This is a genomic window from Paenarthrobacter sp. NPDC058040, assembly GCF_042885775.1.
In the GTDB taxonomy this organism is placed as follows: Bacteria; Actinomycetota; Actinomycetes; order Actinomycetales; family Micrococcaceae; genus Arthrobacter.
In genome coordinates this window covers 22,509-48,062 of the sequence record NZ_JBHVRN010000010.1, presented here as the reverse complement: position 1 = coordinate 48,062, position 25,554 = coordinate 22,509, and the positions used below count along the sequence as shown (strand labels likewise).

Genomic DNA, 25,554 nt, shown 5'->3' with positions numbered 1-25,554 from the left:
AATTCCGGCCTCTTCAAAACCGGCGAAATGCCCGGCAGGTGGATTCCCGCCTGCCGGGCACTGCTGGGGCTGTCGTCGTCGATGACACCTACATTGGAGGTGGTGGTGGCCCCGCCGGACCTCCGAGGTCCAGATCCACGTCGTTGTCGGCCACAACTATCGAATCGTCGATGTCGTTGTACTCGAGTTCGTTGTCCTCGATGTTGGTGTAGTCGACGTCCAACTGGTTGTCCGCCACGACGAGCGAATCGTTGACCGAGTTGTCCGTGTTCCCGTTGAACGAGTCATTCACCGAGTTATCCGTGTTACCCGAATCGTTGCCATTGAAGGAATCGGCGACGTTCGTCGAGTTGTCCGAGTTGTCGTTGTACGAGTCGTTGATCGAGTTATCCGAGTTGTCCGAATTATCCGAGTTGTCGTTGAACGAGTCCGCGATGGCAACGTTCGTCGAATTGTCCGAGTTGTCCACGGAGTTGTCCGAGTTGTCCGAATTGTCGTTGTACGAATCGTTCGTCGAGCGGTCCGAATTGTCGGTGTTGTTCGTCGTTGTGGTCGAGTTGTCCTCGTTGAACGAGTCCCTGATGTCCACGTCCACGTCCACGTCCGTGTTGTAGGAATCCTTCGTCACCGAGTGGTCCGAGTTGTCGTTGAACGAGTCCCTGACCTCCGTGTTGCCTACGTTGACCTCGCCCGAACCGTTGCTGATGTTCAGCGAGTGGTCGTCGGAGTTATCGGTGTTCGTGGTTGTTGTGGTGGTGGTGTTGCCCGAGTCCTTCACATCGTCGCCGGCAGCAATGGCGCCGTCTCCGGAGGCAATCACGGCCTCCTGGTTGAAGATCTGGTTCACATCGCCGTTGGCCCAGATGTTCTGGTTGACGGACTGGTCGTTGATCGTGTCACGGTCGTCGATGTTGGTGGTGTAGGAGTAGTTGTTCACCACGTGGATAAGCTGCTGCACGGCGTGGGCGTGATCATCCCAATCGCCACCGCCACCGCCACCACCGTGGCCATGGTCGTCGTCGTGATCATCCCAATCACCACCACCGCCGCCACCACCGTGGCCATGGTCGTCGTCGTGATCATCCCAATCACCACCGCCACCACCACCGTAGCCGTGATCGTCGTCGTGATCATCCCAATCACCACCGCCACCACTGCCGCCACCATGGTGGGGAGCTGGGTGGCCCGTAGCGCCACCGCCGCCAGTGGTGGCGTGGTTGCCGCCGGTGTTGTATTCACGGTCGAACGATGAACGCGCGTTGATCGGAGCGTAGTCCAGGACCACGGGCCGGACGGCATCCACATCAGCGGAGGAAACATGCCCGAGTCCAGCGGCGGAAAGGGCGGCTTCCGGGTCGCGGACAAAGTCCTCCGCGGCTTCCGGGTTGTTGAACAGGCTCATCAGGAACTGTACGAGCTGTTGTGCAAGTGTTGGCATTGGAACGCTCCCTCACATTCTGTGTTGGTAGAGAACGCCCGGCGCCTTTGCCGGGCTTGCCTTCAAGCTATGGCGCGGGACTGATCGGGGTCATCGGGTACGGTCCCCCTACCGGCCGCCCACCCGTTAGGGGATTCCGTGGTTGGCGATTAGGGGTTGGAGGGGTGTGATGGGTGGGGCGGATGGCCGTCCCCCAAGGCCAAGCGCAGGCGAACCAGGAGTTCCGACCGGCTTTCGGCCCCCAAACGACGCCTCATGCGGGCCACGTGGTGTTCGGCGGTGCGCGGTGAAATGTAGATCGCATCGCCTATTTCCCGGTATGTCTTCCCCTCCAGCACAAGCCTGGCCACTTCCTTTTCGCGCGCGCTTAGTCGGGAAGCCGCCGTCGTTTGCGGGGTCCCTATCCCCGCAGGTGGGTTCCGGGTACTATCCGGCTGGGCCGCGCCGCCTTGGGGATGGATGTCCCGCGCGCACGCCAGCAACTTCACCATGTCCCGTCGCTCATCGGCCCTTGCGGCGGCGTGCCCCGCCAGGCGGGCGCCTTCCCATGGCATACCGACGGCGGCCAGCCCGCGGGCCGCTGCCTCGACGTCGGGAGCCACGAAGCGCCCGGCGAGGACCGCCACCCAGGCTTTGCCGCCGGAAGCCAACACAGCCGCGTAGTGGCTGTGTCCCGAAGCCCGCATCAATGCGGCGGCGTGTGGTGCCAACCCAGCCGGGTTCTCGCTCAGCAGAGCGGCTTGGACTGCTGCCCAGTGCATGGGCACCGACCACAACACCGGGTTGCCCAAGCGGTCAAGCAATTCCCAGGCTCCCTGCAGGTAGTGCGCAACGCGGCCGGTTTCGCGCAGGCGGGCAGCAGTGATGAGCACTTCGCCCCACGGCAGGAGGCTGTACAGATCCACCGAGACGTGCATCATGGCCTCGCGGGCACGGTCCCAGGCCAGGACCAGTTCGTGGACCTCGCCTCCCCGGCGTGCCAGGCCGAGCTCCAGGGCAGCGAGAAGGAACCGGTCCCTCGGAGCCAGGTCCCAGTGGTTGGCCTTGACGGCCTCGTTGATGGCCAGTTTGGCTTCGTCCGGTTCGTCCAGCTGCATGGAGCACCACGCCTGCAGCAAGAACAACCGCGGCCTCGCGGAATCGCCGCCCTGGCCCGCTGCCAGTGCGGACTTGAGCACGGTGTGTGCCACCGCAGGCTCGCCGCTGTGCAGCGCACAGAGTGCAGCCAGGACAGCAGGGACCTCGGGCATCGGCGCTGCCACACCCGCGGCGTTCATCGTGTCCGAGGCCCGGATCAGCTCCGGAAGACCTGATTCCGGCGAGGGACCGAGCGTTTGGCGCAGGCCCCCGCCCATCAGGGATAGGGCCACGGCGAAGAGAGTTGGCGACCCCGGCGACCGGTCACCGGCCAGGAAGTCGTTGGCACCTGCGACGTCCCCCGATCCGATCATGGCGAGTGCCGCCAGCGGTGCCGAGGGGCCTATCCGGTCCGGCCCCAGCCAACGGTACGTATCGGCGCTGCGGGACAGCATCCCACGCTGGGCCCACACAGCCGCTGCCACGTCCACTCCCAAGCGGACCTCCGGCGGTTCGGGCATGGCCAGCAAACGGTCCACCAACCGGCCCGCGGCGTCGAGGTCTCCAATCGCCGCCGCAGCCTGCGCACGACGCGCCGCCTTGGGCATTTCCGTCGCTCCCGAGAGCAGGGACTCCGAAAACAACGACGCGGCCAATCCGGGTTCAGTTTCCAGGGCTTGGTCCGCCGTTTCCTCAAGCTCCGCTGCCACCCGATCATCCTGCAGTCCGCCCTGGGCCAGCTCGCGTGCCAACTCGCCCAACGGCAAACCACGTGCGACGTACTTGTCCACCAGTTCCCGCTGCAGCGCATGGATGGTTGCCCTCGGAGTGGCGTTCAACAGGGCGTGCTGGGCCGTGCCCACCAAGGACCCGTCGGGCAGCAACAAACCGGCCTCCGTCGCCGTCTTCCGCAACTCCGCAAGGTCGTTGCGACGGTCCAGGGCGTCAGGCAATAGCGATGGCACGCTGAATCCCACGGCCAATGCCAACAGCAGCTCACGGACAGCCGCAGTGGTTCCCTCCACTCTTGGCTCCCTGCCGGTTCTCGGCTCGAGGCCCTGCCCGCCGGGGATATGGTCCTGCGCTCCGGGTGTATGGCCGTGCTCCTCCACGCCTAGGCTCCCGGGACTGTGGGGCTCGGGTTGGCCTCAGTTGCAGGAGGAGGGGCCGGTTCCGTCACGGGATCCGATGGCACAGGATCCTGGGTGGCGGGAGGCAGTGGCGCCTGGGTTGTTGGCTCTGGTGCCGGCGTTGTGGGCGCGGGCGTGACCGGGTCCGGCACAGTGGTGGGCGGTGGGTCAGCCGGCGTCGTCGGCGGCTGGGTGACCGGTGGCTGGGTGGCCGGTGGCTGCGTAGTGGGCTCCGGCGTGGGCCCACTGGCCGCGCCGCCCGGGGCAGTGGGAACCGGCGCCGAGGTTCCCGGGGCTGAAGTACCCGGCGCCGTACTGCCTGCTACCGGGATTCCCGGCGTCGCTGCGCCGGGAATGCCTGGGGCCGGAGCAGCCGCACCACTCCCGGCTCCCGGCGCCCCCGCGACAGCGCCGCTCCCGGATCCAGCAGTACGCTTTTGTCCGGAATTCCCCTGCCCTCCTCCAAGGTTGCCACGGTCTGCGCTGGCGTCCAGGCCCCGCCGCGGCTGGCCATTCACGGGGGCCGCAGCAGCCGGGTCGCCCGAAGCGCCACCGGACTGTCCCCCGCCCGCTTGGGTGCCGCCGTCGCGCATCACATCTGCGCCCTGGGCCGCGAACATGGACAGCAGTCCCGCCCCATCGGGGGTTTGCGCCGCAGTGGCAGTGATGACGGTCAGAACGGTGGCGGCGGCCGCCGCGGCAGCTGTCATCCTCATCCGGGATCGCGGCGCGTGGCGACCAGGCCTGGACGTGCCTGCTGCCGCCTGCTTGAGCGCGGACAGCGCCGTGCGTCCATGCACGACGCCGGGCCGCGCCACCCCGGCGACGGCCAGGCTGCGGAGGCCGGGCACGGCAGGGACCGACGCCGGTGCGGAGCCAGCCCCACCATCCGCTGCCGGCAACGTGGAATTGCCGGAAACAGCGGCACTGGCTGAAATGGCCGCGCCCAGGCAGATCGACGATTTCGGATCAGCATCCACCGCGACGGGCCGTTCAAGTTCCGCCGAAACCAACTCGGCCACGAGCGGAATACGCGACGATCCGCCGATCAACAAAACGGCGGTCAAGTCCTCGGGTTCCACGCTGACGGCCTGCAGGCTGCGCAGCAAGGCATCCAACGTGTCGTGGACATGCTGCTGGATCATCGCCTCGAATTCGGACCGGACCAGCCGGATGGCCGCCTGCATGCCCGGAAACGCAACGGAAATGCTGGCCTCGCTGTCCAGGGAGAGGGCTTCCTTGGCTTCGCGGCATTCCCTCTTCAGCCGGGACAAAGCTGCGAGGGTGGCGGGATCGTCCGCGTCCAGAGCACTGATGGCGCCGCCAAGGTGAGCCACCACGTGACGCAAAACAGCGGCGTCGAAATCGGCGCCGCCCAAGGTTTCAATGCCATCCGGATGGCCGATCAATTCGAAACGACCGGCTCCGGCCTTGCGGAGTATGGCGGTATCGAAGGTTCCGCCGCCGAGGTCGTACACCGCGATGGTGCTGCCGTCCTCCACCCTCGTTTGGGAGGCATAATGCAGGGCTGCGGCCTCCGGCTCGCTGATGAGGCGGACGTCGCCCAGACCCACGGAAATGAGGGCCGCGAGCACCACGGACGTACGGTGCCGGCCCCAGGATGCCGGATGCGTCATGACGATCGACGTGGCGGGGCTGCCCTCGCGCTCCTCGGCCTTGGCCGAAACCCACCGGGCCAGGGTGGCGAACACGTCTTCCGGCGCCAGCCAGTCGTCCCCCACGGCCATGGGAACGGAGTCGCCAATGCGCCGTTTGAACTCCCGCACCATGCGTCGTGGATCGTCCAGGCCGCGGCGCTCAGCAGCTTCGCCTACAAGAATCCGGCCGTCCTCCGCATAGTAGAGAACAGACGGTACAGCGCTTCCGTGGAGTCCAAGAGGAAGGACTTCCGGGGCACCGATGGAACCCTGGCCGGGCCTGAGCACGGCTGCCGCGGTGAAACTTGTCCCGACGTCAATGGCGAGAACATAGCTCATGGTTACCTCGAAAAAGAACATGGCATGGCGCATGCGGTCTTCATCACAAGCGGGTTCAAAACAAGGTAACACTTGCCTTCGGCAGGCAACAGCTTAATTTTTTGGGCCTCACCCGGCCTTTCCCAATCGATAGTCGACTCGTTGGAGAAAGCCCAGTTCAGGCCGCTGGGAGGCCTAGAGTCCGGAGTAGGAGTGCAATCCGTTGAAGACCGTGTTCACCAAGGTGAAGTTGATGATCACGCAGGCGTAGCCCACAATCGACAACCATGCGGCACGGGTTCCGGTCCATCCGCGGGTAGCCCGGGCATGGAGGTAGCCCGCGTAGACAACCCAGATCACGAACGTCCAGACTTCCTTCGGGTCCCAGCCCCAGAAACGTCCCCACGCCTTCTCGGCCCAGATGGCACCGAACATGAGAGTGAACGTCCAGCCCACGAAGGCCACCGTATTGATGCGGTAGGACAGGTTTTCCAGGCTCAGCGCGTTGGGTACCACACGCATGAAGGCGAGGTTGTCCGCGCCGTCCGCGGCAAGTTTCTTCTCGCGGTACGACTGCAGCAACTGCAACGCGGACATGGCGAACGTCAGGGTGAACAGCGCCGAGGACAACACGGCGATGGAGACGTGGATGATCAGCCAGTAGCTCTGCAGCGCCGGCACCAGGTGGCCAACGGGAGTCCAGAAGGCCACGGAGGCCGCAACCAGCATGATGATGGCCAGGCCGATCACGAACGTCCCGAGGAAGCGCAGGTCGCGACGGATGAGGGCGATCAGGAAAACAGCCACGGCCACGAAGGCGCCAGTGGTGAGGAACTCGTACATGTTGCCCCACGGCACGCGGCCTGCCCCGAGCGCACGCGTCACGACGCCTGCCGCATGGATCAGCACGCCGAGGATGGTCAGGGCCACCGCGACGCGGGCGGGTGCACGGCGTTCGCCGCCGTACTTCATGTCGCCTGCCGCCGTGGCTTCGGAAACGGTAGTGCCCGACGTCGGACGCTCGCCACGGTCCGCCGGTCCGGCGGCGTCCGAGGCACCCAGGCCAACCCGGCCGGCGGCGACTGCCACCTTCCCGGCCGTCGCGCTGGCGGCGGCCTTCAAGTCGACGGCCCGGAGCGTCTTGCTGCTCTTCGCCAGGTCCCACGCGAACGCGATGAACGCCACGGTGTACGTGCCGGCGGCCAGCAGCATGAACAGCTCGCTGTACTGGCCCAGGGTTTCGTTGATAGCGGGCATTACTGGTCCTTCAGGGTTGGGGAAGAGACGGAGTGGGAAGATTCGGTGGTGTCGGCCACCCGCCATTCCCGGGCGAAGAGTTCGCGCAACGCTGCGGCTTCACCGGCAAGGCGGTGGTCTTCGCCTCGTGCCAGCAGGCCGTATTCCACCATGGTCCGGCCGTCCTGGTGGGTTCCGGTGCGGACCCAGACGCGGCGCCGTCCGATGTACAGGGACATGACCAGGCCGCCGACGGCAAGCAAGCCGAAAATCAGCGCGTACAACTGGCCCGGATTGTGGTGGATGTCCACACCTACGTACTTCTTGACGCTGTCAAAGGTGATGCTGCCCTTGCCTTCGGGCAGGGTGGCCGTCTGGCCCAGCGCCAGGACGATGCCGCCGGCGTCGAGTTTCCGGCCGTTCAGCTGGGTCAGGTCCTTCACGTCCAGCTCAAAAACGTTCTGGGGCGTGCCCTTGTCCAGGCCCAGGTCACCGTAGTAGGAGTCCAGGTTCAGCTGCGGGTTGGCCAAGGCAGGGTCGGCACTGAACGAGATCCCCTGGTCTGTCTCGAAGGCCGTGGGCAGGAAGAAGCCGTTGAAACCAAGCTGGTCCGGCTTGCCGTCCGGAACCTTGATGACCACCGACGAGTAGTAGTTGGCACCCTGGACCTTCGCGGTTACCGGGCCTTGGAAGGCGATGTTGCCGTCGCCGTCCCGGACAGTGACCACGGGCGCATAGCCATTGCCCGTGAGGTAGAGGCTGGTTCCGCCCAAGGAAATGGGATCGTTGACCTTGAGCGTTTCCTTCTGTTCGGCGGCGTCCGGGTTCTCCTTGGTGGTGACGTCGGCCGTGTAGTCGATCGGCTGGCCGGCCTTGTTGGGCGACTCCCTGTCGAAGGTGGCCTGGAACTTGTCCAACCGGACGGAATAGGGCTGCAGCCAAGCGCTTTGGAAGTTGGTTCCCGGCGAGAACTGGTCGTAGCCCACCAAGGTGTTCACGAACGTTTCGCCCTCCACCAGGATCCGCTGGCCGCTGTAGCCGAACAGGCCACCGATGGCCACGGAGACCAGTACGCCGATCAACGAGGTGTGGAACACGAGGTTCCCCACTTCCTTCATGAAGCCACGCTCGGCACCCACGCTCGGCAGGGCGCCGTCCGCGTCCCGTACGTCAACGCGGTAGCCGCGCTTCTTGAGCAGCCCGGCGGCATCGGTGATGGCTTTCGACGCCGGGATCCCGGCGTCGGCGGGCAGCACCAGGGTGCCGTACTCCGGCAGCCGGGACAGGCGCTTGGGCGTGCGCGGCGGCTGGGACTTCATGGCCTTGTAGTGCGCGATGGCGCGCGGCGTCACGCAGCCGATCAGCGAGATGAACAGCAGAAGATAGATGGCCGAGAACCACGCCGACGAGTAGACGTCGAACATCTGCAGGGCATCAAGGAACGGCCCGAACGTGGGGTTGTTCTTGATCCAGTCCGTGACAGTAACCGGGTTCGCCGGACGCTGCGGAAACAGCGAACCGGGAACTGCCGCAATGGCGAGCAGGAGCAGCAGGAACAGCGCGGTCCGCATGCTGGTGAGCTGCGTCCAGGCCCAGCGGAGCATGCCCAGGATGCCAAGCGTGGGCAGCGCGGCATCGGACTTGGCCTTCTTCAGCTTGTCCTCGCCGGGGTTGGCGCCCGAACCAGGCGATTTCTTCTTGGATTTCACGGACTCGCTCATCAGATCGGCAACTTCACATCGGTTTGGAACCAGTACTGCAACTCAGTCACCCAGTGGCCCCACACGCCGGTGGCCATCAGGATGCCGAGCAGAATCAAAATGCCGCCGCCAATCCGCTGGATCGCCAGGCGGTGCGTGCGGAAGAAGGACATCACTCCCATGCCCCGGCGGACGGCCAGGGCAATCAGCAGGAACGGAACTCCCAGGCCCAGGCTGTAGACGAACGCCAGCAGCGCGCCCTTTGCCGCCGATGATCCCCCGGACATGCTCAGGAGTTGCACTGCGGAATACGTTGGCCCAATGCACGGTGCCCAGCCCAGCCCGAACGTCAGCCCCAGGAGAGGGGCGCCCCACAGCCCGGCGGGGGGTTTGGCGTGGATCTTCGCGTCGCGTTGGAACCATGCGAACCCGCCCATGAAGACGATGCCCATGATGATCACCAGGACGCCCAGCAATTGCGTGATCCAGGCGTTCTGCGGCCCGGTGAGCAGCGTGCCCAGCTGGCCGAAAGCCCCGCCCAGCAGGACGAAGATCACCGAGAATCCGAGGACGAACAGGCCAATGCCCACCAGCATGCGCCCACGCCGCTGCTTTTGGAGGTCCACGCCGCTCAGTCCGGTGACGTAGCCAAGGTAACCGGGCACCAGCGGCAGGACGCACGGGGAGAGGAAGGACACAAGCCCCGCCAACAAGGCCACTGGCACGGCCAGGAGCAATGATCCGTTGAGGATGGTCTCGGCAAAGGGACTGTTCATGGTTGTTACTCGGCCACTGCGGACGTGATGAGGGCCTTCAAGGTGCTCTTTTCGATCTCGCCCAGCACGCGGGAGGCAACCTTGCCGTCCTTGTCCAGCACAAGGGTGGTGGGCACTGCGTTTGGCGGAACGATGCCGGACACTGACAGCAGTACGGCGCCGTCCTTGTCATTGAAGCTCGGGTACGTGAGGTTGAAAGTCTTGTCGAAGGCTTCGGCGGTCGCCTTTTCGTCGCGAAGGTTGACACCGAAGAACTGCACGCCCTGGTCCTTGAACTCCTGATGGAGGGCCTCCAACTGCGGAGCTTCAACACGGCAAGGGGCACAGGCGGCGAACCAGAAGTTCAGGACCGTCACCTTTCCCTTGAGGACGTCCGGAGTTACAGCGGTTCCGTCGAACAAGGTGCCCTTGAGTGCCACCGGTGCGCTGCGATCGGCCTTCGCGAACTCGGTCACCGATCCGTCGCCCGCGACGTAGTTCTTGTTGTCGCCTTTACGGGCTTGGTCAGCGAGGGAATCCGGCTGGGCGCAGGCCGAGAGTCCCATGGTGAGTCCGGCCAGCAGGACCCCGCCGGCGGTGATTGCGCCTCGACGCGAGATGTTCTTCTTATCCATGGTTCGCTTTCATGCTCCCGGCGTGCTGGCGGCACCGGGCAGGAGTACGGCGGCCGGTTCGCTGTAGTCGACGCGGGTAACCTTGCCATCGTCGTCGAAAACCAGTGAGGTGAGGGACGCCAAAGTGCACTCACGCTTTCGCGGATCGTGCGCCAGGCTGCGGCCTTCCGCTGACAGCCGGGTGGCCCAAATGGGCAACTGGTGGCTGACGAGGATGGCTTCCGCTCCGTCGCCGCCGAGCTCGATGGCTTTGAGACGGGCGTCCTGGACTGCGGCGATGACGCGGGCAGCCTGCTCCTTGTAGGGCTCGCCCCAGGAAGGCCGCAGTGGATTGCGGAAGTAGTACCAGTGTTTGGGTTTCAGGAACTCGCTGCGCGTAGGATGCAGGCCCTCGAAGTGGTTCTCGGCTTCGATAATGCGGGGATCCGTGGTGATTTCCAGTCCCATCGCCTCAGCCGTTGGTTGGGCTGTTTCCTGGGCACGCGTCAGCGGCGATGCCACCAGGTGGACAATCCTGGCGCCCTGCTCGGCGCGCACCACAAAGTGCTCGGCCAGCATGCGGGCCATCTCCCGGCCCCGCTCGGAGAGGTGGAATTCAGGCAGCCGGCCATACAGGACGCCATCGGGGTTATGGACCTCGCCATGGCGAAGCAGATGGACAGTTGCTTGGGGCATGTTTACCAGTTTCTCAAAGATGCGGGGCGATCTGAAATCTTCTACCGCTAGTAGAACTCAAAGTTTTCCCAAAATGTTCCGGCAAGTTGGAATAAAAGATGCATATGCATGTTTATACTAGTCACGAAGCTCGGTTGACGCTTCAAGTAAAGAGCTTGTCCAGTCGACCGGGTAAGCCCAACGATCCACCCCTACCCATAGGAGCAACACCATGATGACCCTTCCCGCCAACGTCACCACCGGCACCTGGACCCTCGACGCTTCCCACAGCGAGATCGGCTTCACCGTCCGCCACGCCGGCATCAGCAAGGTCCGCGGCCAGTTCAAGGACGCATCCGCCACCCTGGAAGTCGGCGAAACGCTGACGGATTCCAAGGTCACCGCCACCATCCAGACTGCCAGCTTCGATTCCGGCGACGTCAACCGCGACGGCCACGTCAAGGGCGAGGACTTCTTCGACGTGGAGAAGTTCCCGGAAATCACCTTCGTTTCCCGCCACGTCAAGGCCAACGGTGACAGCTTCGACCTCGTGGGCGATCTCACCATCAAGGGAGTCACCAAGGAAGTTGCCATCGAGACCGAATTCAACGGTGTGGCAGTGGACCCGTTCGGCAACACCCGTGCAGGCGTCTCCGGTGAAACCACCATCAGCCGCAAGGAGTTCGGCCTTACCTGGAACGCCGTCCTGGAAGCCGGCGGCGTCCTGGTCAGCGACAAGGTAGTGATCAACCTCGAACTCGCCTTCATCGCACCGGCTGCTGCCTAGTTTTTTCGCTGCTGCCCGACGGACGGCGCCCCTGCCCACCATCACGGTGCGGGGGCGCCGTTTCGCATCACCCGAAGCCACCCGTCCATTGTTCGGAAAACACCCCGTATTTGGCTGCCTGTTGGCCCCAAATTTCCTATGCAACCTTCAACCCGCGGTCTACAGTGATGCCATGAGTAACCCAGACGAAGCACCACAGCCTCAGCAGCCCGGCTCCGAGCCACAGCAGCCCGGCAATGTTCCTCCTGCGGGTTACCAGCCTCCGCAGGGCTACCAACCACCCCAGGGCTACCAGCCGCCGTCGCAGCCGGGCCAGTACCAGCAGCCAGGCCAGTACCAGCAGCCGCAATACCAGCAGCCAGTCCCCGGCCAGCCTGGGCAAGGCCAGCAGGGTGGTTTCCACTTCGAAATGCCCACCGACGGACCCCGCAACTTCAACGACGTCCTTCCCCAAGGCGGATTCTCCGGCATCTTCAAGGTCCAGGGGCTGCCCATCGAACTGAAGGTGTCCTACTTCATCTGGGTGATCTCCGGACTCCTCGGCTTGCTCTTCGGCTTGATTGGGCTCTTCGCCATCGTCGCGGCCTTCGCCTTCATTCCCGGGTTGGCGGCAGTCGCGCTGATCCTGCTCATCATCACCCTCGCCGTCGCCGCGGCCCAGGTTGTGCTGGCAATGAAGATGAAGGAAGGCAAGGAGTGGGCACGCCTGGCCCTCACGGTGCTTGCAGCCGTGTCACTGCTGCTCGCCATCTTCGGCTCCATCAACATGGGCGGTCCCAGCGCAGGCCTTGGCAGCAACTGGTTCGGCTTCACCGTCAGCCTGGTGGCCGTAGTCCTCATGTGGCTCCCGAACTCGCAGCTCTGGTTCAAGGCCGTCAAGGGCACCGCCTGACGCAAAACGCAAGTATCGCCGTCGTGCATTGCCACGGCGCCGCAGAAGGCCGCGGACGTCCCCCGGGACCCGCGGCCTTCATCATGCAGGCGTACGGGCATGTACGCCTGCATGATGATTTCTCCAATCACGGGAAATTCCTGCGTGTGATCCCCCATACCGCCGGGAGGCTGGGGGTACGGTGGACTCAGAACCACGCTGGGGGCACTTTGTCTTGTTGGTCCCAGCAGCCGTGCAGCAGTCGAACAAGCAAAGGAATGCCATGAGCAACCCTCCCTACCCGCCGTCAAACCCGGGCGACTCCACTCCGGAGCAGCAGGGGTCCCAGCCTTCGGCACCGCAATACGGCCAGCAGTCCGAACCCAACGCTCCGCAGTACGGCCAGCCGTCCGCGCCACAGTACGGGCAGCAGTCGCAACCCAACGCTCCCCAGTACGGGCAGCAGTCCGCGCCGCAGTATGGGCAGCAGGCCCCTCAGTTCGGACAACAGACCACACCGTATGGCCAGCAGCAGGGCTCCCCCTACGGCCAGGCCGCCCCGCAGTATGGCCAGGACACCAATTGGCCAAGCCAGCAGCCGGGCCCCAGCACTGTTCCGCAATTGGTCAACGTCTCGTTCTGGATGATCCTCGCAGCTGGCGTCCTGACGTTGGTCGGGATCCCGCTGACCATCGCTTTGCTCAACTCCAGCGAGGGCCAGGAGATGATCGAGCAGGCCCTGCAGCAACAGGGATCGCAGGGCGCGGGAATTTCCGTGAGCAGCATTGTGGGCGTCGCAGTTACGTCCGTCGTGATTATTTCCCTCATCATGGCCGGGCTTTACGCCTTGGTTGCCTTCAAGGTTCGCCAAGGCAAGAACTGGGCAAGGATCCTGGGAACCGTCCTGGCCGCGATCTCGCTCCTGGGCTTGACGCAGATCGGGCTCGGCACCATCACCATCTTGCTGGGAGTAGCGGCGATCGTCCTGCTGTACCTGCCGGCATCGGCACCGTACTTCCGCAAGCAGCAGGCCTTCGGCAACCCGTACCAGAACCCGTACGGCCGCTGAACCGCGGAAGGAACTGATCAGCGGGCGTGGACCCGGCGAAGGCTAAACGGCCTGGCCCGGCGTCTGCGCCCGTTGCGCGTGATAGGCAAGGATCTGCAACTCGGTGGCCATGTCCACCTTGCGAAGGTTGACGTGCGGGGGCACCTGCAGGAGTACCGGAGCGAAGCTGAGGATGCTGCGGATGCCGGCCCCGATCACACGGTCGCAGACTTCCTGGGCAACGGTTGCGGGCAGGGCCAGCACCACCATATTGGTGTGCGTGCGCTCCAATACACGTTCAAGTTCGGCCGAGTCGCTGACGCGGAGCCAGCCAACCTCGTTGCCGATCACCATGGGGTCGGCGTCGAAAATCGCCACGACGTCGAAGCCCCTGGACTCGAAGCCGCCGTACCGGGCCAGCGCTTTGCCAAGGTTACCGGCGCCGACGATTGCCACTTTCCAGTCGTGCGTCAGCCCCAAGGCGGCCGCAATGTGGCGGCTCAAGTACTGGACCTCGTAGCCGACGCCCCGGGTTCCGTATGATCCGACGTAGGAAAGGTCCTTGCGCAGCGTTGATGAACTGACGCCCGAGGCCTCGGCCAGCGCATCCGAGGAAACCCGTTCCACGCCCTCGGCCAAGAGGGAGTTGAGCGCACGCAAATAGAGGGTCATCCGGGCCACAGCCGCGGGCGGGATCTGCTTGGCGGCAGGTTCGTTGTCCCCGGTTGTTGCTTCCGGTGACGGTTCCAGCGCAGTCACGGTTTTCTCCATTGCGTCGCTTGTTGTTCCACTCTATGGCCCTTGACCGGGCTCAACAAAAAGGCATTGCGTTCCGCGTGCGGTGGCCTTAACCGTCCAAAGCCTTCTTCAAAATACGCGTGAGGCGCTGCTCATCGATAGTCCAGAAGTCGCGCTGTACGCCGTCCACCAAGAGCACGGGAATCTCCTCGGCGTACCGCTCGCGGAGGGCCGCGTCGTCGTCGATCGATGTTTCGCTCCACTGCACGCCCAAGCCTGAGGTGACGCGCTCGACGGCGGCACGCGCCGCGGTGCACAGGTGGCAGTCAGCTTTGGTGAGGAGGACGACGTCGGGAAGAGGCATGTCTCAACGTTACCGGCTGCACGGGCAGCGCCCATGCGGTGTCCGTCCGTGACGTGCGAAGCGCGAGACACCTGCGATTGACTAGACTCAAGGCATGCCCGACGAGAAGAACGCCGCTGTGCTCGCAGACGCCAAAGTGCCGCAGCACACCGGCGAAGCTGCTTTCTTCGACGTCGACAACACCCTGATGAAGGGCGCGAGCCTCTTCCACGTGGCGCGCAAAATGTACGAACGCAAGGCCTTCACGCTGTCCCAGGCCGCGGGCTTCGCGTGGAAGCAGTTCAAGTTCGTCATGCGTGGCGAGAACATGGAGGATGTCCACGCGGTCCGCGACTCCGCGCTGACCCTGGCCGCGGGTATTTCCGTCGACGACATCAAAGCCCTCGGCGAAGAGGTCTACGACGAAATGATCGAGTCGCGGATCTGGCCGGGCACCAAGGCTTTGGCCGAACAACACCTGCGCGTTGGCCGCAAAGTGTGGCTTGTTACGGCAACGCCCATCGAGGTGGCCACCGTCATCTCCACACGGCTTGGTTTGACCGGTGCGTTGGGAACCGTGGGCGAGATTGAGGACGGCATGTACACGGGCAGGCTCGTCGGCGACATCCTGCACGGCCCGGCCAAGGCAGTGGCCGTCCAACTCGTGGCAGATCGCGAGGGCCTGGACCTCGACCATTGCTGGGCGTACAGCGATTCCGCGAACGATATCCCCTTGCTCACGCTGGTTGGCCACCCTGTGGTCATCAACCCCGATGCCCGCCTGCGGAAGCACGCGCGTGAGAACAACTGGCCGGTGTATGACTTCCGCTCAGGCCGCCGCGCTGCAACCTTGGGCCTCAAGGCTGCCACCGTTGGCGGAGCCATCTACGGCCTGTGGCGCGGATTCAGTCGCTTCCGCACCCCCCGCTAACGGACGCTCTCCCACCAAACCACCCCTTCCCGCGAACCCTCTCCCACCAAACACCCCCTTCCCGCGAACCCTCGCTCACCGTTGCGAGTCCGGCGCTGGCAGCCTGTGGATAACTTCTGCACCCGAGGGCCTTCCTGGGCAACAATGCCCATATGCAAAAACCGCTGCCCGTACCTGCCTTGTTGGCTTCTGCTCCGTTTACGCTCGAAGATGCCAGGGCTGCGGGCCTGGAACATGGGCAGCTCAATAGGCGAATCGCTATCGAGAGTGTCAGCAAGGGAATCTACCGTCCGGCAGGCTGGGACTTCGATCTCGCGGAAGCTGCCCGGTCGCTCTCAGCCGCGAGTCCTGGCGCATGGATCTCTCATGTGACGGCCGCCCGGCTCCACGGCCTATTCCTTCCTCCGTGGCTTGCCGACTCGAATGAACTGCACCTCAGCAAGCCAAGGAAACTCCCCTCGGCACGGCGACGCGGCATCATCGGACACACGGTGGTGGTCGACGACTCCGAAATCGAGTTCACCCAAGGTATGTGGATGAGCACCCGCTCCAGGACGTGGCTGGACTTGGCACGCCGCCTGCCGCTACCGGATCTGGTCTGCGTCGGTGACCAGCTCATTCGAATACCGCGACCAGAGTTTGAAGGACGCGAAACGCCGTTCACTTCAATTGATGCACTGCGGAAGATGCTGGACCGGCACAAGAACCTCCAAGGCGTTGTCCGGGCCCGCGAAGCCCTTGATTTGATGCGAGTCGGCGCCGACTCGGCGCCAGAGTCGATGCTGCGTCTGGCCCTGTTCGACGCTGGGCTTCCCGAACCCGAGCTGCAGATCCGGCTCCGGGTTGACGATCCGTTCTCTCCATCCGCGGACCTCGGCTTTCGCGCGCGGCGCTTGGCAATTCAGTACGACGGCGGACATCACCTTGAGGAGGAACAGTTCTTCAGCGATCGGCGCCGTGACAAGGCCTTCTCAACGGCAGGTTGGACAGTCCTGATCTTCGGAAAGGACGACCTGGTGGACGGCTTCGCCAAGGCGATAGTGAAGATCAAGAGGGCCCTGCGGAACGGCTGGGTGGACCCTGCGGTGGCGTCAGGTTTCGCGCCAGACAGGTGAGAGAGCGACCCGGGGAAGGGGTGCTTTCGTGAGAGAGCGACCCGGGGAAGGGGTGCTTTCGTGAGAGAGGGTCCGGGGGTGCAAAAATGCCCGCCGCCTTGGAGGCAACGGGCATTCACGCTTGGCGAAGTATCTCTACTTCTTATTGCGGCGCTGGTGGCGGGTCTTGCGAAGCAGCTTACGGTGCTTCTTCTTGGCCATACGCTTGCGGCGCTTCTTGATAACTGAACCCACGAAAGTTCCTTACAAACTAGATGAAGGTCCTGTCTGTTGGAACGGATCCGCGGACAAAGCAGCAGACAGTACAACTGACAGATTCTTACAATGACGTAAAACGTTCCTTAACAGGGTACCGCTTCACAGGGGCACCCAATGACCACTGACCGCGAAGCGGACGTTGGCAGGCCTCAGGCGGTCTCCGATTGTCCGTCCACCACGGCACCTTTGAGGTACTGGGCAACGGCTTCCTCCGGAACCCGGAAGGATCGGCCGAACCTGACGGCGGGCATTTCCCCTGAGTGAACCAGTCGGTACACGGTCATTTTGGAAACGCGCAAGACGTCAGCTACTTCAGCCACCGTCATGAAACGCGCGTTCGAGAAGTTAGTCTCTGCGGACATTTCCCATATTCCTTTGCTCTCAGACAGTAAGACACCCCCAGTAGAACGGTGTGCAGATGCTGAGCCATCAAACAACCATGTGCTGGATACTCTAGTGGCTGATGGGGCCAATGTGAAAGTGTTTCCGCGGAAGTGGGACCCTACTCCGGGTCCTACCCAGCCGTTGCCAGACGGCGCTTCCGGGCCGAGGCGGCGAGCTGCTCAAGCACGGACGCGGTGACGTCCCACTCCATGCAGGCATCCGTAACGCTCTGCCCGTAAACCAGTTCCTGCTCCCCCGCCAGCTGCTTGGCAACGTCCAGGTTCTGGGCGCCACCTACCAGGAAGCTCTCCAGCATCACGCCAGCGATGGGGGAAGAAGCACCTCCCTCGAGTTGGGCACCGATTTCCAGGGCAACTTCAGCCTGGCGATGGTGGCTCTTACCGCTGTTGGCGTGGCTGGCATCAACAATGAGGCGCGGGTTGAGTCCCTTCCCGGCAAGCTTCGACGAGGCCGCGGCAACGTCGGCGGCAGAGTAGTTCGGGCCCTTGCGACCACCACGGAGGATCACGTGGGTGTCCGGGTTGCCGGCCGTCGCCACCAAAGCCGCCCGGCCGTCGTCGTCGATTCCCAGGAAGGCTTGCTCAGCGGCAGAGGCGCCGCACGCGTCGATGGCCACCTGGAGGTCGCCGTCGGTTCCGTTCTTGAAACCAATGGGCATGGACAGGCCCGAGGCGAGCTGGCGGTGGATCTGGCTCTCGGTGGTGCGGGCCCCGATCGCACCCCAGGAGACGAGGTCTGCCATGTACTGCGGGCTAATGGGCTCCAGGAACTCAGTAGCGGTGGGCAACCCCAGCGAAGTGACCTGCTTCAGGAAGCCGCGGGCGGCACGCAGTCCGGCCGCGATGTCGTGGCTGCCGTCCAGGTGGGGATCGTTGATGAGGCCCTTCCAGCCAACCGTGGTCCGCGGCTTTTCGAAGTAGGTGCGCATGACCACCAGCAGGTCTTCCTTGTGCTTCTCGGCCTGGCTGACCAAGCGGCGGGCGTACTCAAGTCCTGCCTTGGGATCGTGGATGGAGCACGGACCGACGATCACCAGGAGGCGGTCGTCCACCCCGTCCATGATGGCCCGGACCTGGTCACGGCCACGGTCGACGACGGCAGCCGAGCGGGCGTCCAACGGCAACTCTGCGATGAGCTCTTGGGGCGCCGGAAGCGGCTCGAAGCGTGCAACCCGCAGATTGGAGGTTGCGGGCTGGGCGTTGTCCGAGGTCAACGAGGATTCGGGGGCGATGCTGGTCATTTTCTGGGTCCTGTCCGGGAAACGGAGCGGGCCCCTTTTCAGAACCCGCCGGATATGGCGAAGGGCAGAGAATCATCTCTGCCCTGTTGGCTCTGAAGGAAAGTTGGATGCGTGTCAGTTAGACGCGGGCCCCTCCAGAGCCAACGAAAAATACGCATACCAACGCTTAGTCATAGCCACACCATAACCGCGCAGGTTCACACCCGGCAAATCGTGTCCGTCATGATGACAGCAGCTTGCGCAGGAACTGGAGTTGCTTGATCCAGTGGTGCTCCTGTCCGCCCTCGTGGTTGTTGAAGCGGTACACCTCGATGTCTTTCTCCGGGGATCCGCCAAGGGCGCCGTAGTTGTTGTAGCTCGCGAATACCGTGGAGGGCGGGCAAATATCGTCCATCTGGGCGGCGGAGAACAGCGCGGGAACCGTTGCCGCGCGGCCGAGGTGGACGCCATCGAAGTAGTTCAGCACCGCGAGCATGGCCTCATAGCGGTCCCGGTGCCGCCCCAGGAACGAGGCGATCTCCGGGTAGGGACCCCGCGGCGCGATGTCGATCGCCCGGGGAAAGTCCTGCAGGAAGGGAACGTCGGGCAGCGCGGCGATGACGCCGTCGAGCCTTCCGGCGGCGAGTCCCGCCGTGGCGACAGTAATGCCGCCGCCCTGGCTGATTCCTGCCAGCACCACTTTGGAACGGTCGACGGCGGGATGGCTCTGCGCCGCTTCTACCGCACGGAAGGCGTCCACGTAGACCCGGCGAAAGTAGTAGTCGTCCTGGTGATCGGCGCCTCGGGTCATGAGTCCCGCAAACGCAACGCCACCGGCCGAGGGATGCGGGTCCGGCGTGTCTCCGGAGACGCCGCCGTAGCCCTGGCCGCGGGTGTCCATGATGAAATGCGCGTAGCCGGCCTGCGCCCAGCGGGTGTTCTGGTTGACCAAGCCGCGGCCGCCGGAGTAGCCGATGTACTCCACCAACACGGGAAGCTGCTGTCCGGCCTCAAGGCGCGACGGCAGGTGCAGCCACCCCTTGATTCGATCGCCGCCGAAGCCGGAGAAGGTGACATCGAAGGTGTCGATGACTCCCAGGTAGTTGTCCACGGGTTCGAAGACCGGATCGAGCGGGAGCGCCCGGACTTCGGCGATGGTCCGGTCCCAAAAGGCGTCGAGGTCGGCAGGCGGGACGGCGCTGGAGGTGTAGTCGCGGAGCTGTTCCAGGGGAAGGTCGAAGAGAGGCATGGTCCGTTCCAGGGTCAGGAGTGGGAATTATGGAAGGTGAGGACATCCTACGTCATAGGCGCGTGGTGCCTGTCACAGCGCTTCAACAACCAGGTTTCGGTAGGCCGCCACAAGCGGAGCCATCTGCCGGATGCCAAAGTAGCCGCCGCCAAGTGGCTCATCGCTGGGATCCTCCCAGTCGAACAGGGGCAGTCCGTTGATGGCGAAGGCTACCCGCGGTCCGTCCTTGACCACTTCCATCCGGTAGAAGCCATCGGCGTCGTCCGCGGGCGGCAAAGGATCTGCCCCTTGGGCGACGAGCTCGAATCCGGCACTCTTGCGGAGATTGCAGGTCCTGAACGCCCGCTCCGTGGCGTACTTGTGGCGGAAGTAGGAGACATGGAGGGCGTCCAGCTCCCCGGAATGGTACTGCGGGTAGTGCCCGGTCCGTGGCGCCAAAGACGACGAGAACAGGTCCTCGCCGCCATGGCCGCGGGCCGAGAAAAACACCATGGCCAGGCCCGGTTCTTCCACAGGCCGGAACTCCCAGCTGATCCGGACGCGATCCGGTAGCTTCTCCGGGCACCACAGCGTCCAGTGGGCGTGATCGCCGTACTCCTCTGCATCGAGCGAGCCCGAAAGCAGCAGGGCCCCTCCCCCTGCCAAGGCGGCACCGCCGTCCACCGCCGGAGCCGCCCCCGGGCCGCCGTCGTCGTACGTTCCGAACAGAACCGGCCCCTCGGGCACCCAGGTGGCCACATCCTCGGGTCCGCGCAGGGGGTTGGCGTAGATCAAGCGCGCACTCCCGCGCTCACCGTGGCGGCCAGACCGTAACCCAGGGACTCCAGTTGCGCGGCCACGTGGGCAGCAATGAGGCGCGCACCCTTCTCATGGAAATGCGTGTTGTCCTCCAAGCCGCCCACCCAATGGGCGTGCTCGCCGGGCGCGAAATGGAAGAACAGTTCCTTGGAGCGCTCCTCCCCAAGATCCTGGTACAAGGCGCGGGTCCACTCGTTGAGGTCGATGATGTCCAGTCCCAGCTCGCCTCCGAGTTCACGCACGACGGCGGGAAACTCACCGAGCGTCTGCTCCAGCACACCGGACGCAAAGTGCCGGCGTTCCACCGAAGTACAAAGAATCGGCATCCCGCCCTTCGAGCGCACTTCAGCGATCATGCGCTTGAGGTTCTCCGCGTACCCTGCCCGGGCCGCCAGGTGCGCACGCTTCTGGTCGTTGTGGCCGAACTGGATCAGGACGAGGTCCCCTTGGCCAACCTGGTGCAGCAGCTGGTGCCAGAGACCTTCCTCGCGGAACGATTCCGTGGTGGCACCACCCTTGGCGTAGTTGTGGACGGCAGCCCACCAGTACGTTTCGGGCGCCAAGTGCGCACCCCAGCCGCTCATCGGATATTCGTAGCTGGGGCAGGCGGCCACAGTGGAGTCGCCCGCGAGGAGGATTTTCATGGTTTGTCCTTGTCTGTGGTCTCAGCCCTTGACGGAACCGATCAGCATTCCCTTGGCGAAGTGCTTCTGGAGGAAGGGGTAGAAGATGAGGATGGGCAGGGTGGCCACGACGATCACGGCAAACTTCACGCCTTGTTCCGGCGGAATGTACGTCGGGTCAACGTTGCCGGTGCCGAGCAGGTCTGACGCCGCCGTGACTTGGCGGAGGTACATCTGCAGGGTCCACATGTTGTTGTCACTCAGGTACAGCAGAGGGGACATGAAGTCGTTCCAGATGCCCACGGCGTAGAACAGCGCAAAGGTGGCCAGCACCGGTTTGGACAGCGGCAGCAGGATGCGCCAAAGGATCCCGATTTCCGTGGCACCGTCCATCTTGGCCGATTCCTCCAGCTCCGCCGGAAGCTCCTGGAAGAAGTTCTTGATGATGATCAGGCTGAACGGGTTGATCGCCGCCGGCAGGATGAGCGCCCAGTACGTGTTCAGCAGGCCAAGGTCCTTGACCAGCAGGAACGTGGGGATCATGCCGCCGGAGAAGACCATCGCGAAGACCACCAGGGAGAGGATCAACTTCCGGCCCCGGAGCCCGCGCTTCGCCAGGGGGTAGGCCATGGTCACCGTGAGCAGCAACTGGATCAGCGTGCCCACCAGCGTGACCAGCACCGTCGTGAGCAGGGCCTTGGTGAAGGCCGGCGTGGAGAAGATGTACTCATAGGAACCGAGGCTGAATTGCTCGGGCCAGATGAAGAACGGCCGGCGCGTGATCTCCGCTTCGGTGGCGAAGGACCCGGCCATGACGTACACGAACGGCAGCAGGGTGATGACCCCGATCAGGGCCAGGAACACGTAGTTGGCAGCGTCGAAGATCCGGCCGCCGCGGGTGTTGTGAATCTTCATTAGAACAGTCCGCTCTGGTTGAAGCGCTTGGACAGCCAGTTGGTGCCGAAGATCAGCACGATGCCCACCAGGGACTTGAAAAGCCCGACGGCGGTGCTGTAGCTGTATGCGCCTTGGGTGATGCCCACGAAGTACACGTAGGTATCGAAGACGTCGGCCACGCTGCGGTTGAGTGCGTTGGTCATGAGGTAGATCTGCTCGAATCCGGTATTCAGCATCTGTCCGATCGCCAGGATGAGCATCACGATGATCGTGGAGCGGATTCCGGGCAGGGTGATATGCCAGACCCTGCGGAACCTTCCCGCTCCGTCGATGATCGCGGCCTCGTACTGGTCCTGGTCAACGGTGGCCAAGGCCGCGAGGAAGATGATGGTTCCCCATCCGGTGTTCTTCCAGATTTCCTGGAGCACGATCAACGGCCGGAACCAGTTCGGATCCGAGAGGATGTCGATGTTGGTGCCGAACAGGCCATTGACGAACTGGAACAGCGGGCCGATGTCCAGGGCAAAGAGAAGGAAGCTCAGCGAGGCCACGATGGTCCAGGACAGGAAGTGCGGAATGTACACAAGCGTCTGGACGGTGCGCTTCAGGATCGAAAGCCGGACTTCGTTGAGCAGCAGGGCCAACACAATGGTCAGCGGGAAGGCGATGCCCAGGTTCAGGAAGGCAAGGATCAGGGTGTTGCCAAGGAGCCGCGGGAAATCCGGGTTCGCGAAGAAATCCGTGAAGTTCGTGACGCCCACCCACGGGCTGCCGTTGACGCCCAGGAAGGGAACGTAGTCCTTGAACGCGATGGACACCCCGTACATGGGTCCGTAGCGGAAGATCGCGAAGTACAGAACTCCCGGCAGCAGGAGCAGGTAGAGCCACTTGTAGTGCGCGAAGTGGACGGCGAAACCGCGCCGCCGCGCCGGGGCGGGCGGCTGCGTGGCCGCCCGCTCCGGAGCTTTGGCGTCAACAACCGGCGCTGTCACTTCTTGTTGTCCTGCCAGAGCTTGTTGATTTCTTCCTTGACCTTGTCACCGCCGCTGGTGTTCCACAGCTTGATGGCGTCCTTCAGGCCTTGCTCGTCGATCTGCCCGGCTAGGTACTTGATCCTGGCATCGGCCACGATGTTGTCCAACTGTGCACCCTTGGCGACGTAGGTGGGCGAAACGAAGGCAGCCGCCGGGTTGTACACGGCGCTCTTGACGTCCTCGGCCATGACCTTTACGCGATCGTCGAAGACCTTCTGCTCATACTCGGAAGGCTGCTTGACGGCGTAGAAGTTGTTGCCCGTGACGTTGGTACCCAGCTGGGCGTAACTCTTGATGTCTGTGTTGACCACCTTGCCCTCGGGGGTCTCGGGCTTGATGGTGGCGGCGAGGTTGTTGTCCACCGTAAAGTTGACGCCTTCGATGCCGTTGTTCAGCAGCACAGCAACTTCCTTGCTGTTCATCTTGTCCAGGAACTGCAGCACGTTCTTGAGCTCACCTTCGGTGCGGACGCTGGACTTGGGGATGGCCAGGAAGCCCGAGTAGCCGTCGGTGGGGTGGGCGTGCAGCTCTCCGTCGGGACCCTTGAGGCTGCCAACGAAGCCCACCTTGTTCTGGAAGTCATTCGGGTTGGCCTGCTTGAAGAGGTTGATCAGCACGCTGACGCGGGAATCGACGTCCACGATGATGCCGCCCTTGCCGTTGAAGAACGGCTCGTTCCACTTGGTGCCGTCGAAGGTAGCGAAGTCCGGGTTGATGAGCTTCTCATCAACCATCTTCTTGATGAAACGGTCGGCTTCAAGGAACTCGTCCGTTTCGAAGCTCGGCACCAGCTTGCCGTCACGTTCGGTCCAGCGGTTGCCCGCCCCGAACCACGTTTCGATCATGTCGTAGGGGCTGTTGGTACCCAGTGCGCCCCACTTCGGGATGGTGATGCCGTAGGTATCGTTCTGGCCGTTGCCGTCAGGATCCTGTTCGGTGAAGGCTTTGGCCACTTTGTAGAGGTCCTCGACCGTTTCGGGTGCCTTGAGGCCCAATTTGTCCAGCCAGTCCTGGCGGAACATGACCGCCGCACGGATCGGGTTGCGGGCCCGGAACACGCCATACACCTTGCCGTTGACGCTGGCATTCTGTTCCACTTCCGGGAACGTGGTCTTGAGGTTCGGGTAGTCCTTGAGCTTGTCGGTGAGGTCCCAGAAGGCTCCAGCCTCTGCATTCTTCACGAAGCCGGGCGACTTGCTCTGGACCACCAGCACCTGCGGGATCTCAGAGGACGCCAAGGTGATGTTCATCTTGTCCTCATAGGAGGAGTTCGGCGTCCACGTGATGTTGACGTCCTTGCCGGTCAGTTCCTCAAGCTTCTTCTGCACAGCGCCATCGGCCGACGGCGGCTGGGCTTCGAGGAAGGGCGCCATGATGCTGACGCTCTTCAGGTCGGCGGCCGGCGCTTCGCCTCCGCCACACGCTGTGAGGGCCAGCGCGGCCGAAACAACGACGGCGGCTGCGAGGGTTGGTTTTCTACGGTTCATGATGTTCCTTTTCCACTTCTGCGGGGTTGGTGTCCGTCGGTTCTGTTTCGGCCTGAACTCCGTGGAACCTTTTGATGGTCCATAGATGCTGGCCTTGATTGTCTTGATACGTTTCAGTCATGCCCACGCCAGCGGCATTGCCTGAGGCATCGAGGAACCCCTGGACGTCGAGGGAGCGATGCAGGATGTGGCTCCTGGCGGGGTGGGCGTTACGCAAGGCTGGCCTCCTTGGAGGTGTTGGCGGCGGGAACGGCTGGCTGATCGCCGGATTCCGGGGCCGCCAGCGAATCGTCGTTTGCCGTGAAGAACCTGTCGCACAGCCACCCCGTGACGTACAGCCAGGCTCCTACGCCGAAGAACGGCAGCAAGCCCGGAACCGAGCGGCAGGCAAAAACCGCGGCAGCAGTGACGAACAGGAGGACCGCGGTCCCCGCCAGGTGGCGCATGGTGAAACGGGAAGCCATGAGGAAGTACTGCGCCAGCGGCAATTCATAGCGGGCAAACATCGGAAAGAGATGGCAGACCGCCCCCGCGGCAAACAGCATGGCCAAAAGGACCGCCACGGAGGCGAACTGCGAGCCGAGATCCCGACCCGCCGAGAAGTAGCCCCAATTCAAGAACAGCGCTGCCGCAACCAGCAACACCGGTACACCCAGCGCATTGCCCTTGCCGAAGTTCCTGAAGTACTCCCTGCCGAAGCGCCGGAACAACGGTGTGGCGCCGCCCCGGACCTTATCCCTGACCAGGATGTGGGCTGCCGCCGTGCTTGGCCCGATGCCAAAGACCACGCCACCCAGGAGCGTGAATGCGATCCAGAGGATGTTCAGGCAGGCGATCCACAAGAGTGTGTCGAAGAACGTGTAGGCCCGGAAGCCGAAAGCGCCTGACGCCATGGGACTCCCCTTTCTCCATCGTTGCAGAATTGGCAGCCAGGGTGGGCCGCAGCTCAAAGTAAACGGTTTCACGCAATCTAGACCGAGCCCGTTACGCGAGTCAAGGGTGAACTTGAATCGTTACATTCCGGCGTGGTCCGCGCTACACTGGCTGCAGGACTTTTGGGAAAGCGCTTGCCAGTCCGCACCCGGCAACCACTGGCCCGAACATCCGGACACCGGAAATACTGTGACGAAGGCGTCGACGCCTTCGTCAC

At 63.6% G+C, this 25,554-nt stretch carries 26 protein-coding genes; 5 read left to right on the top strand and 21 right to left on the bottom strand.

The genetic code is table 11. The annotated features are described in order from the left end of the window. Nucleotides 1-88 precede the first annotated feature (88 nt). The 8 genes from ACFVSJ_RS15170 to ACFVSJ_RS15135 all read right to left on the bottom strand — a co-directional run bounded on the left by ACFVSJ_RS15170 (nt 89) and on the right by ACFVSJ_RS15135 (nt 10,622). Nucleotides 89-1,438, bottom strand: coding sequence for an IniB N-terminal domain-containing protein (locus ACFVSJ_RS15170; protein WP_387437697.1), 1,350 nt, complete (start codon nt 1,436-1,438; stop codon nt 89-91). Between the two features lie 149 nt (nt 1,439-1,587). Further along, nucleotides 1,588-3,627, bottom strand: coding sequence for a LuxR C-terminal-related transcriptional regulator (locus ACFVSJ_RS15165; protein ID WP_387437696.1), 2,040 nt, complete (start codon nt 3,625-3,627; stop codon nt 1,588-1,590). Nucleotides 3,628-3,629: 2 nt separating this feature from the next. Further along, entirely contained in the window at nt 3,630-5,675 is a 2,046-nt protein-coding gene (locus ACFVSJ_RS15160) for an Hsp70 family protein (RefSeq protein WP_387437694.1), read from the bottom strand. Between the two features lie 141 nt (nt 5,676-5,816). Beyond that, nucleotides 5,817-6,878: a c-type cytochrome biogenesis protein CcsB gene (gene ccsB, locus ACFVSJ_RS15155; RefSeq protein ID WP_387437693.1), complete on the bottom strand. Its 1,062-nt coding sequence runs from the start codon at nt 6,876-6,878 to the stop codon at nt 5,817-5,819. Beyond that, the gene (locus ACFVSJ_RS15150) at nt 6,878-8,578 is read right to left on the bottom strand and encodes a cytochrome c biogenesis protein ResB (protein ID WP_387437692.1); all 1,701 of its coding nucleotides are present in this window, start codon (nt 8,576-8,578) and stop codon (nt 6,878-6,880) included. Before ACFVSJ_RS15150 ends, ccsB begins: the two co-directional genes overlap by 1 nt. Next, nucleotides 8,578-9,333: a cytochrome c biogenesis CcdA family protein gene (locus tag ACFVSJ_RS15145; protein WP_387437690.1), complete on the bottom strand. Its 756-nt coding sequence runs from the start codon at nt 9,331-9,333 to the stop codon at nt 8,578-8,580. The genes ACFVSJ_RS15150 and ACFVSJ_RS15145 overlap by 1 nt, the downstream gene beginning before the upstream one ends. A 5-nt stretch (nt 9,334-9,338) precedes the next feature. After that, complete coding sequence (locus tag ACFVSJ_RS15140) at nt 9,339-9,947, bottom strand: TlpA family protein disulfide reductase (RefSeq protein WP_387437689.1); 609 nt, start codon at nt 9,945-9,947, stop codon at nt 9,339-9,341. 9 nt (nt 9,948-9,956) lie between these two features. Next, nucleotides 9,957-10,622 (bottom strand): histidine phosphatase family protein, encoded by a 666-nt coding sequence (locus tag ACFVSJ_RS15135; RefSeq protein ID WP_387437688.1) that lies wholly within the window; start codon nt 10,620-10,622, stop codon nt 9,957-9,959. Between the two features lie 214 nt (nt 10,623-10,836). Between ACFVSJ_RS15135 and ACFVSJ_RS15130 the strand changes: the two genes are divergently transcribed. The 3 genes from ACFVSJ_RS15130 (at nt 10,837) to ACFVSJ_RS15120 (ending at nt 13,328) form a co-directional block, all read left to right on the top strand. After that, complete coding sequence (locus ACFVSJ_RS15130) at nt 10,837-11,388, top strand: YceI family protein (RefSeq protein WP_387437894.1); 552 nt, start codon at nt 10,837-10,839, stop codon at nt 11,386-11,388. Between the two features lie 172 nt (nt 11,389-11,560). Next, on the top strand, nt 11,561-12,280 hold the full coding sequence (locus ACFVSJ_RS15125) for a hypothetical protein (RefSeq protein ID WP_387437687.1): 720 nt from the start codon (nt 11,561-11,563) through the stop codon (nt 12,278-12,280). Between the two features lie 262 nt (nt 12,281-12,542). Beyond that, a complete protein-coding gene (locus ACFVSJ_RS15120; protein ID WP_387437686.1) occupies nt 12,543-13,328 on the top strand; it encodes a hypothetical protein in 786 nt (261 codons plus the stop codon). Between the two features lie 42 nt (nt 13,329-13,370). Here the strand turns inward: ACFVSJ_RS15120 and ACFVSJ_RS15115 are convergent, their stop codons facing one another. Further along, nucleotides 13,371-14,078, bottom strand: a complete 708-nt coding sequence (locus ACFVSJ_RS15115; RefSeq protein ID WP_387437685.1) for a redox-sensing transcriptional repressor Rex — start codon at nt 14,076-14,078, stop codon at nt 13,371-13,373. Nucleotides 14,079-14,154: 76 nt separating this feature from the next. Further along, nucleotides 14,155-14,409: a glutaredoxin family protein gene (locus ACFVSJ_RS15110; protein ID WP_387437684.1), complete on the bottom strand. Its 255-nt coding sequence runs from the start codon at nt 14,407-14,409 to the stop codon at nt 14,155-14,157. A 94-nt stretch (nt 14,410-14,503) separates the two neighbouring features. Here ACFVSJ_RS15110 and ACFVSJ_RS15105 point away from each other — a divergent pair, with 94 nt between their 5' ends. Together ACFVSJ_RS15105 and ACFVSJ_RS15100 are read left to right on the top strand one after the other, a co-directional pair. Next, a complete protein-coding gene (locus ACFVSJ_RS15105) occupies nt 14,504-15,319 on the top strand; it encodes an HAD family hydrolase (protein WP_387437682.1) in 816 nt (271 codons plus the stop codon). 152 nt (nt 15,320-15,471) lie between these two features. Then, nucleotides 15,472-16,434, top strand: coding sequence for a DUF559 domain-containing protein (locus ACFVSJ_RS15100; protein WP_387437681.1), 963 nt, complete (start codon nt 15,472-15,474; stop codon nt 16,432-16,434). A gap of 135 nt (nt 16,435-16,569) precedes the next feature. Here ACFVSJ_RS15100 and ACFVSJ_RS15095 read toward each other — a convergent pair whose 3' ends face one another. The 11 genes from ACFVSJ_RS15095 to ACFVSJ_RS15045 form a co-directional block, all read right to left on the bottom strand. Then, complete coding sequence (locus ACFVSJ_RS15095) at nt 16,570-16,668, bottom strand: 30S ribosomal protein bS22 (protein ID WP_003792170.1); 99 nt, start codon at nt 16,666-16,668, stop codon at nt 16,570-16,572. Between the two features lie 173 nt (nt 16,669-16,841). Beyond that, a complete protein-coding gene (locus tag ACFVSJ_RS15090; protein ID WP_017199160.1) occupies nt 16,842-17,054 on the bottom strand; it encodes a helix-turn-helix domain-containing protein in 213 nt (70 codons plus the stop codon). A 152-nt stretch (nt 17,055-17,206) separates the two neighbouring features. Next, on the bottom strand, nt 17,207-18,337 hold the full coding sequence (locus ACFVSJ_RS15085) for a 3-deoxy-7-phosphoheptulonate synthase (RefSeq protein WP_387437680.1): 1,131 nt from the start codon (nt 18,335-18,337) through the stop codon (nt 17,207-17,209). Between the two features lie 220 nt (nt 18,338-18,557). Continuing rightward, complete coding sequence (locus ACFVSJ_RS15080) at nt 18,558-19,565, bottom strand: acetylxylan esterase (protein ID WP_387437679.1); 1,008 nt, start codon at nt 19,563-19,565, stop codon at nt 18,558-18,560. Nucleotides 19,566-19,637: 72 nt separating this feature from the next. After that, nucleotides 19,638-20,339, bottom strand: a complete 702-nt coding sequence (locus tag ACFVSJ_RS15075) for a DUF1961 family protein (protein WP_387437677.1) — start codon at nt 20,337-20,339, stop codon at nt 19,638-19,640. Then, nucleotides 20,336-21,007 (bottom strand): rhamnogalacturonan acetylesterase, encoded by a 672-nt coding sequence (locus tag ACFVSJ_RS15070; protein WP_387437676.1) that lies wholly within the window; start codon nt 21,005-21,007, stop codon nt 20,336-20,338. Before ACFVSJ_RS15070 ends, ACFVSJ_RS15075 begins: the two co-directional genes overlap by 4 nt. A gap of 21 nt (nt 21,008-21,028) precedes the next feature. After that, nucleotides 21,029-21,901: a carbohydrate ABC transporter permease gene (locus ACFVSJ_RS15065; protein WP_387437675.1), complete on the bottom strand. Its 873-nt coding sequence runs from the start codon at nt 21,899-21,901 to the stop codon at nt 21,029-21,031. Further along, nucleotides 21,901-22,875, bottom strand: coding sequence for an ABC transporter permease (locus ACFVSJ_RS15060; RefSeq protein WP_387437674.1), 975 nt, complete (start codon nt 22,873-22,875; stop codon nt 21,901-21,903). Before ACFVSJ_RS15060 ends, ACFVSJ_RS15065 begins: the two co-directional genes overlap by 1 nt. Beyond that, complete coding sequence (locus ACFVSJ_RS15055; RefSeq protein ID WP_387437673.1) at nt 22,872-24,404, bottom strand: extracellular solute-binding protein; 1,533 nt, start codon at nt 24,402-24,404, stop codon at nt 22,872-22,874. Before ACFVSJ_RS15055 ends, ACFVSJ_RS15060 begins: the two co-directional genes overlap by 4 nt. Next, nucleotides 24,394-24,621, bottom strand: coding sequence for a hypothetical protein (locus ACFVSJ_RS15050; protein WP_387437672.1), 228 nt, complete (start codon nt 24,619-24,621; stop codon nt 24,394-24,396). Before ACFVSJ_RS15050 ends, ACFVSJ_RS15055 begins: the two co-directional genes overlap by 11 nt. Further along, nucleotides 24,614-25,297: a YesL family protein gene (locus tag ACFVSJ_RS15045; protein WP_387437671.1), complete on the bottom strand. Its 684-nt coding sequence runs from the start codon at nt 25,295-25,297 to the stop codon at nt 24,614-24,616. The genes ACFVSJ_RS15050 and ACFVSJ_RS15045 overlap by 8 nt, the downstream gene beginning before the upstream one ends. Between the last annotated feature and the right edge of the window lie 257 nt (nt 25,298-25,554).

What these genes read in the sequence shown, in the direction of transcription:
- ACFVSJ_RS15045 (WP_387437671.1), bottom strand. Translation starts at nt 25,297, where the DNA reads ATGGCGTCAGGCGCTTTCGGCTTCCGGGCCTACACGTTCTTCGACACA.
- ACFVSJ_RS15130 (WP_387437894.1), top strand. Translation starts at nt 10,837, where the DNA reads ATGACCCTTCCCGCCAACGTCACCACCGGCACCTGGACCCTCGACGCT.
- ACFVSJ_RS15145 (WP_387437690.1), bottom strand. Translation starts at nt 9,333, where the DNA reads ATGAACAGTCCCTTTGCCGAGACCATCCTCAACGGATCATTGCTCCTG.
- ACFVSJ_RS15065 (WP_387437675.1), bottom strand. Translation starts at nt 21,901, where the DNA reads ATGAAGATTCACAACACCCGCGGCGGCCGGATCTTCGACGCTGCCAAC.
- ACFVSJ_RS15170 (WP_387437697.1), bottom strand. Translation starts at nt 1,438, where the DNA reads ATGCCAACACTTGCACAACAGCTCGTACAGTTCCTGATGAGCCTGTTC.
- ACFVSJ_RS15125 (WP_387437687.1), top strand. Translation starts at nt 11,561, where the DNA reads ATGAGTAACCCAGACGAAGCACCACAGCCTCAGCAGCCCGGCTCCGAG.
- ACFVSJ_RS15090 (WP_017199160.1), bottom strand. Translation starts at nt 17,054, where the DNA reads ATGTCCGCAGAGACTAACTTCTCGAACGCGCGTTTCATGACGGTGGCT.
- ACFVSJ_RS15120 (WP_387437686.1), top strand. Translation starts at nt 12,543, where the DNA reads ATGAGCAACCCTCCCTACCCGCCGTCAAACCCGGGCGACTCCACTCCG.
- ACFVSJ_RS15085 (WP_387437680.1), bottom strand. Translation starts at nt 18,337, where the DNA reads ATGACCAGCATCGCCCCCGAATCCTCGTTGACCTCGGACAACGCCCAG.
- ACFVSJ_RS15080 (WP_387437679.1), bottom strand. Translation starts at nt 19,565, where the DNA reads ATGCCTCTCTTCGACCTTCCCCTGGAACAGCTCCGCGACTACACCTCC.
- ACFVSJ_RS15160 (WP_387437694.1), bottom strand. Translation starts at nt 5,675, where the DNA reads ATGCGCCATGCCATGTTCTTTTTCGAGGTAACCATGAGCTATGTTCTC.
- ACFVSJ_RS15110 (WP_387437684.1), bottom strand. Translation starts at nt 14,409, where the DNA reads ATGCCTCTTCCCGACGTCGTCCTCCTCACCAAAGCTGACTGCCACCTG.
- ACFVSJ_RS15140 (WP_387437689.1), bottom strand. Translation starts at nt 9,947, where the DNA reads ATGGATAAGAAGAACATCTCGCGTCGAGGCGCAATCACCGCCGGCGGG.
- ACFVSJ_RS15115 (WP_387437685.1), bottom strand. Translation starts at nt 14,078, where the DNA reads ATGGAGAAAACCGTGACTGCGCTGGAACCGTCACCGGAAGCAACAACC.
- ACFVSJ_RS15150 (WP_387437692.1), bottom strand. Translation starts at nt 8,578, where the DNA reads ATGAGCGAGTCCGTGAAATCCAAGAAGAAATCGCCTGGTTCGGGCGCC.
- ccsB (WP_387437693.1), bottom strand. Translation starts at nt 6,878, where the DNA reads ATGCCCGCTATCAACGAAACCCTGGGCCAGTACAGCGAGCTGTTCATG.
- ACFVSJ_RS15100 (WP_387437681.1), top strand. Translation starts at nt 15,472, where the DNA reads ATGCAAAAACCGCTGCCCGTACCTGCCTTGTTGGCTTCTGCTCCGTTT.
- ACFVSJ_RS15055 (WP_387437673.1), bottom strand. Translation starts at nt 24,404, where the DNA reads ATGAACCGTAGAAAACCAACCCTCGCAGCCGCCGTCGTTGTTTCGGCC.
- ACFVSJ_RS15070 (WP_387437676.1), bottom strand. Translation starts at nt 21,007, where the DNA reads ATGAAAATCCTCCTCGCGGGCGACTCCACTGTGGCCGCCTGCCCCAGC.
- ACFVSJ_RS15105 (WP_387437682.1), top strand. Translation starts at nt 14,504, where the DNA reads ATGCCCGACGAGAAGAACGCCGCTGTGCTCGCAGACGCCAAAGTGCCG.
- ACFVSJ_RS15135 (WP_387437688.1), bottom strand. Translation starts at nt 10,622, where the DNA reads ATGCCCCAAGCAACTGTCCATCTGCTTCGCCATGGCGAGGTCCATAAC.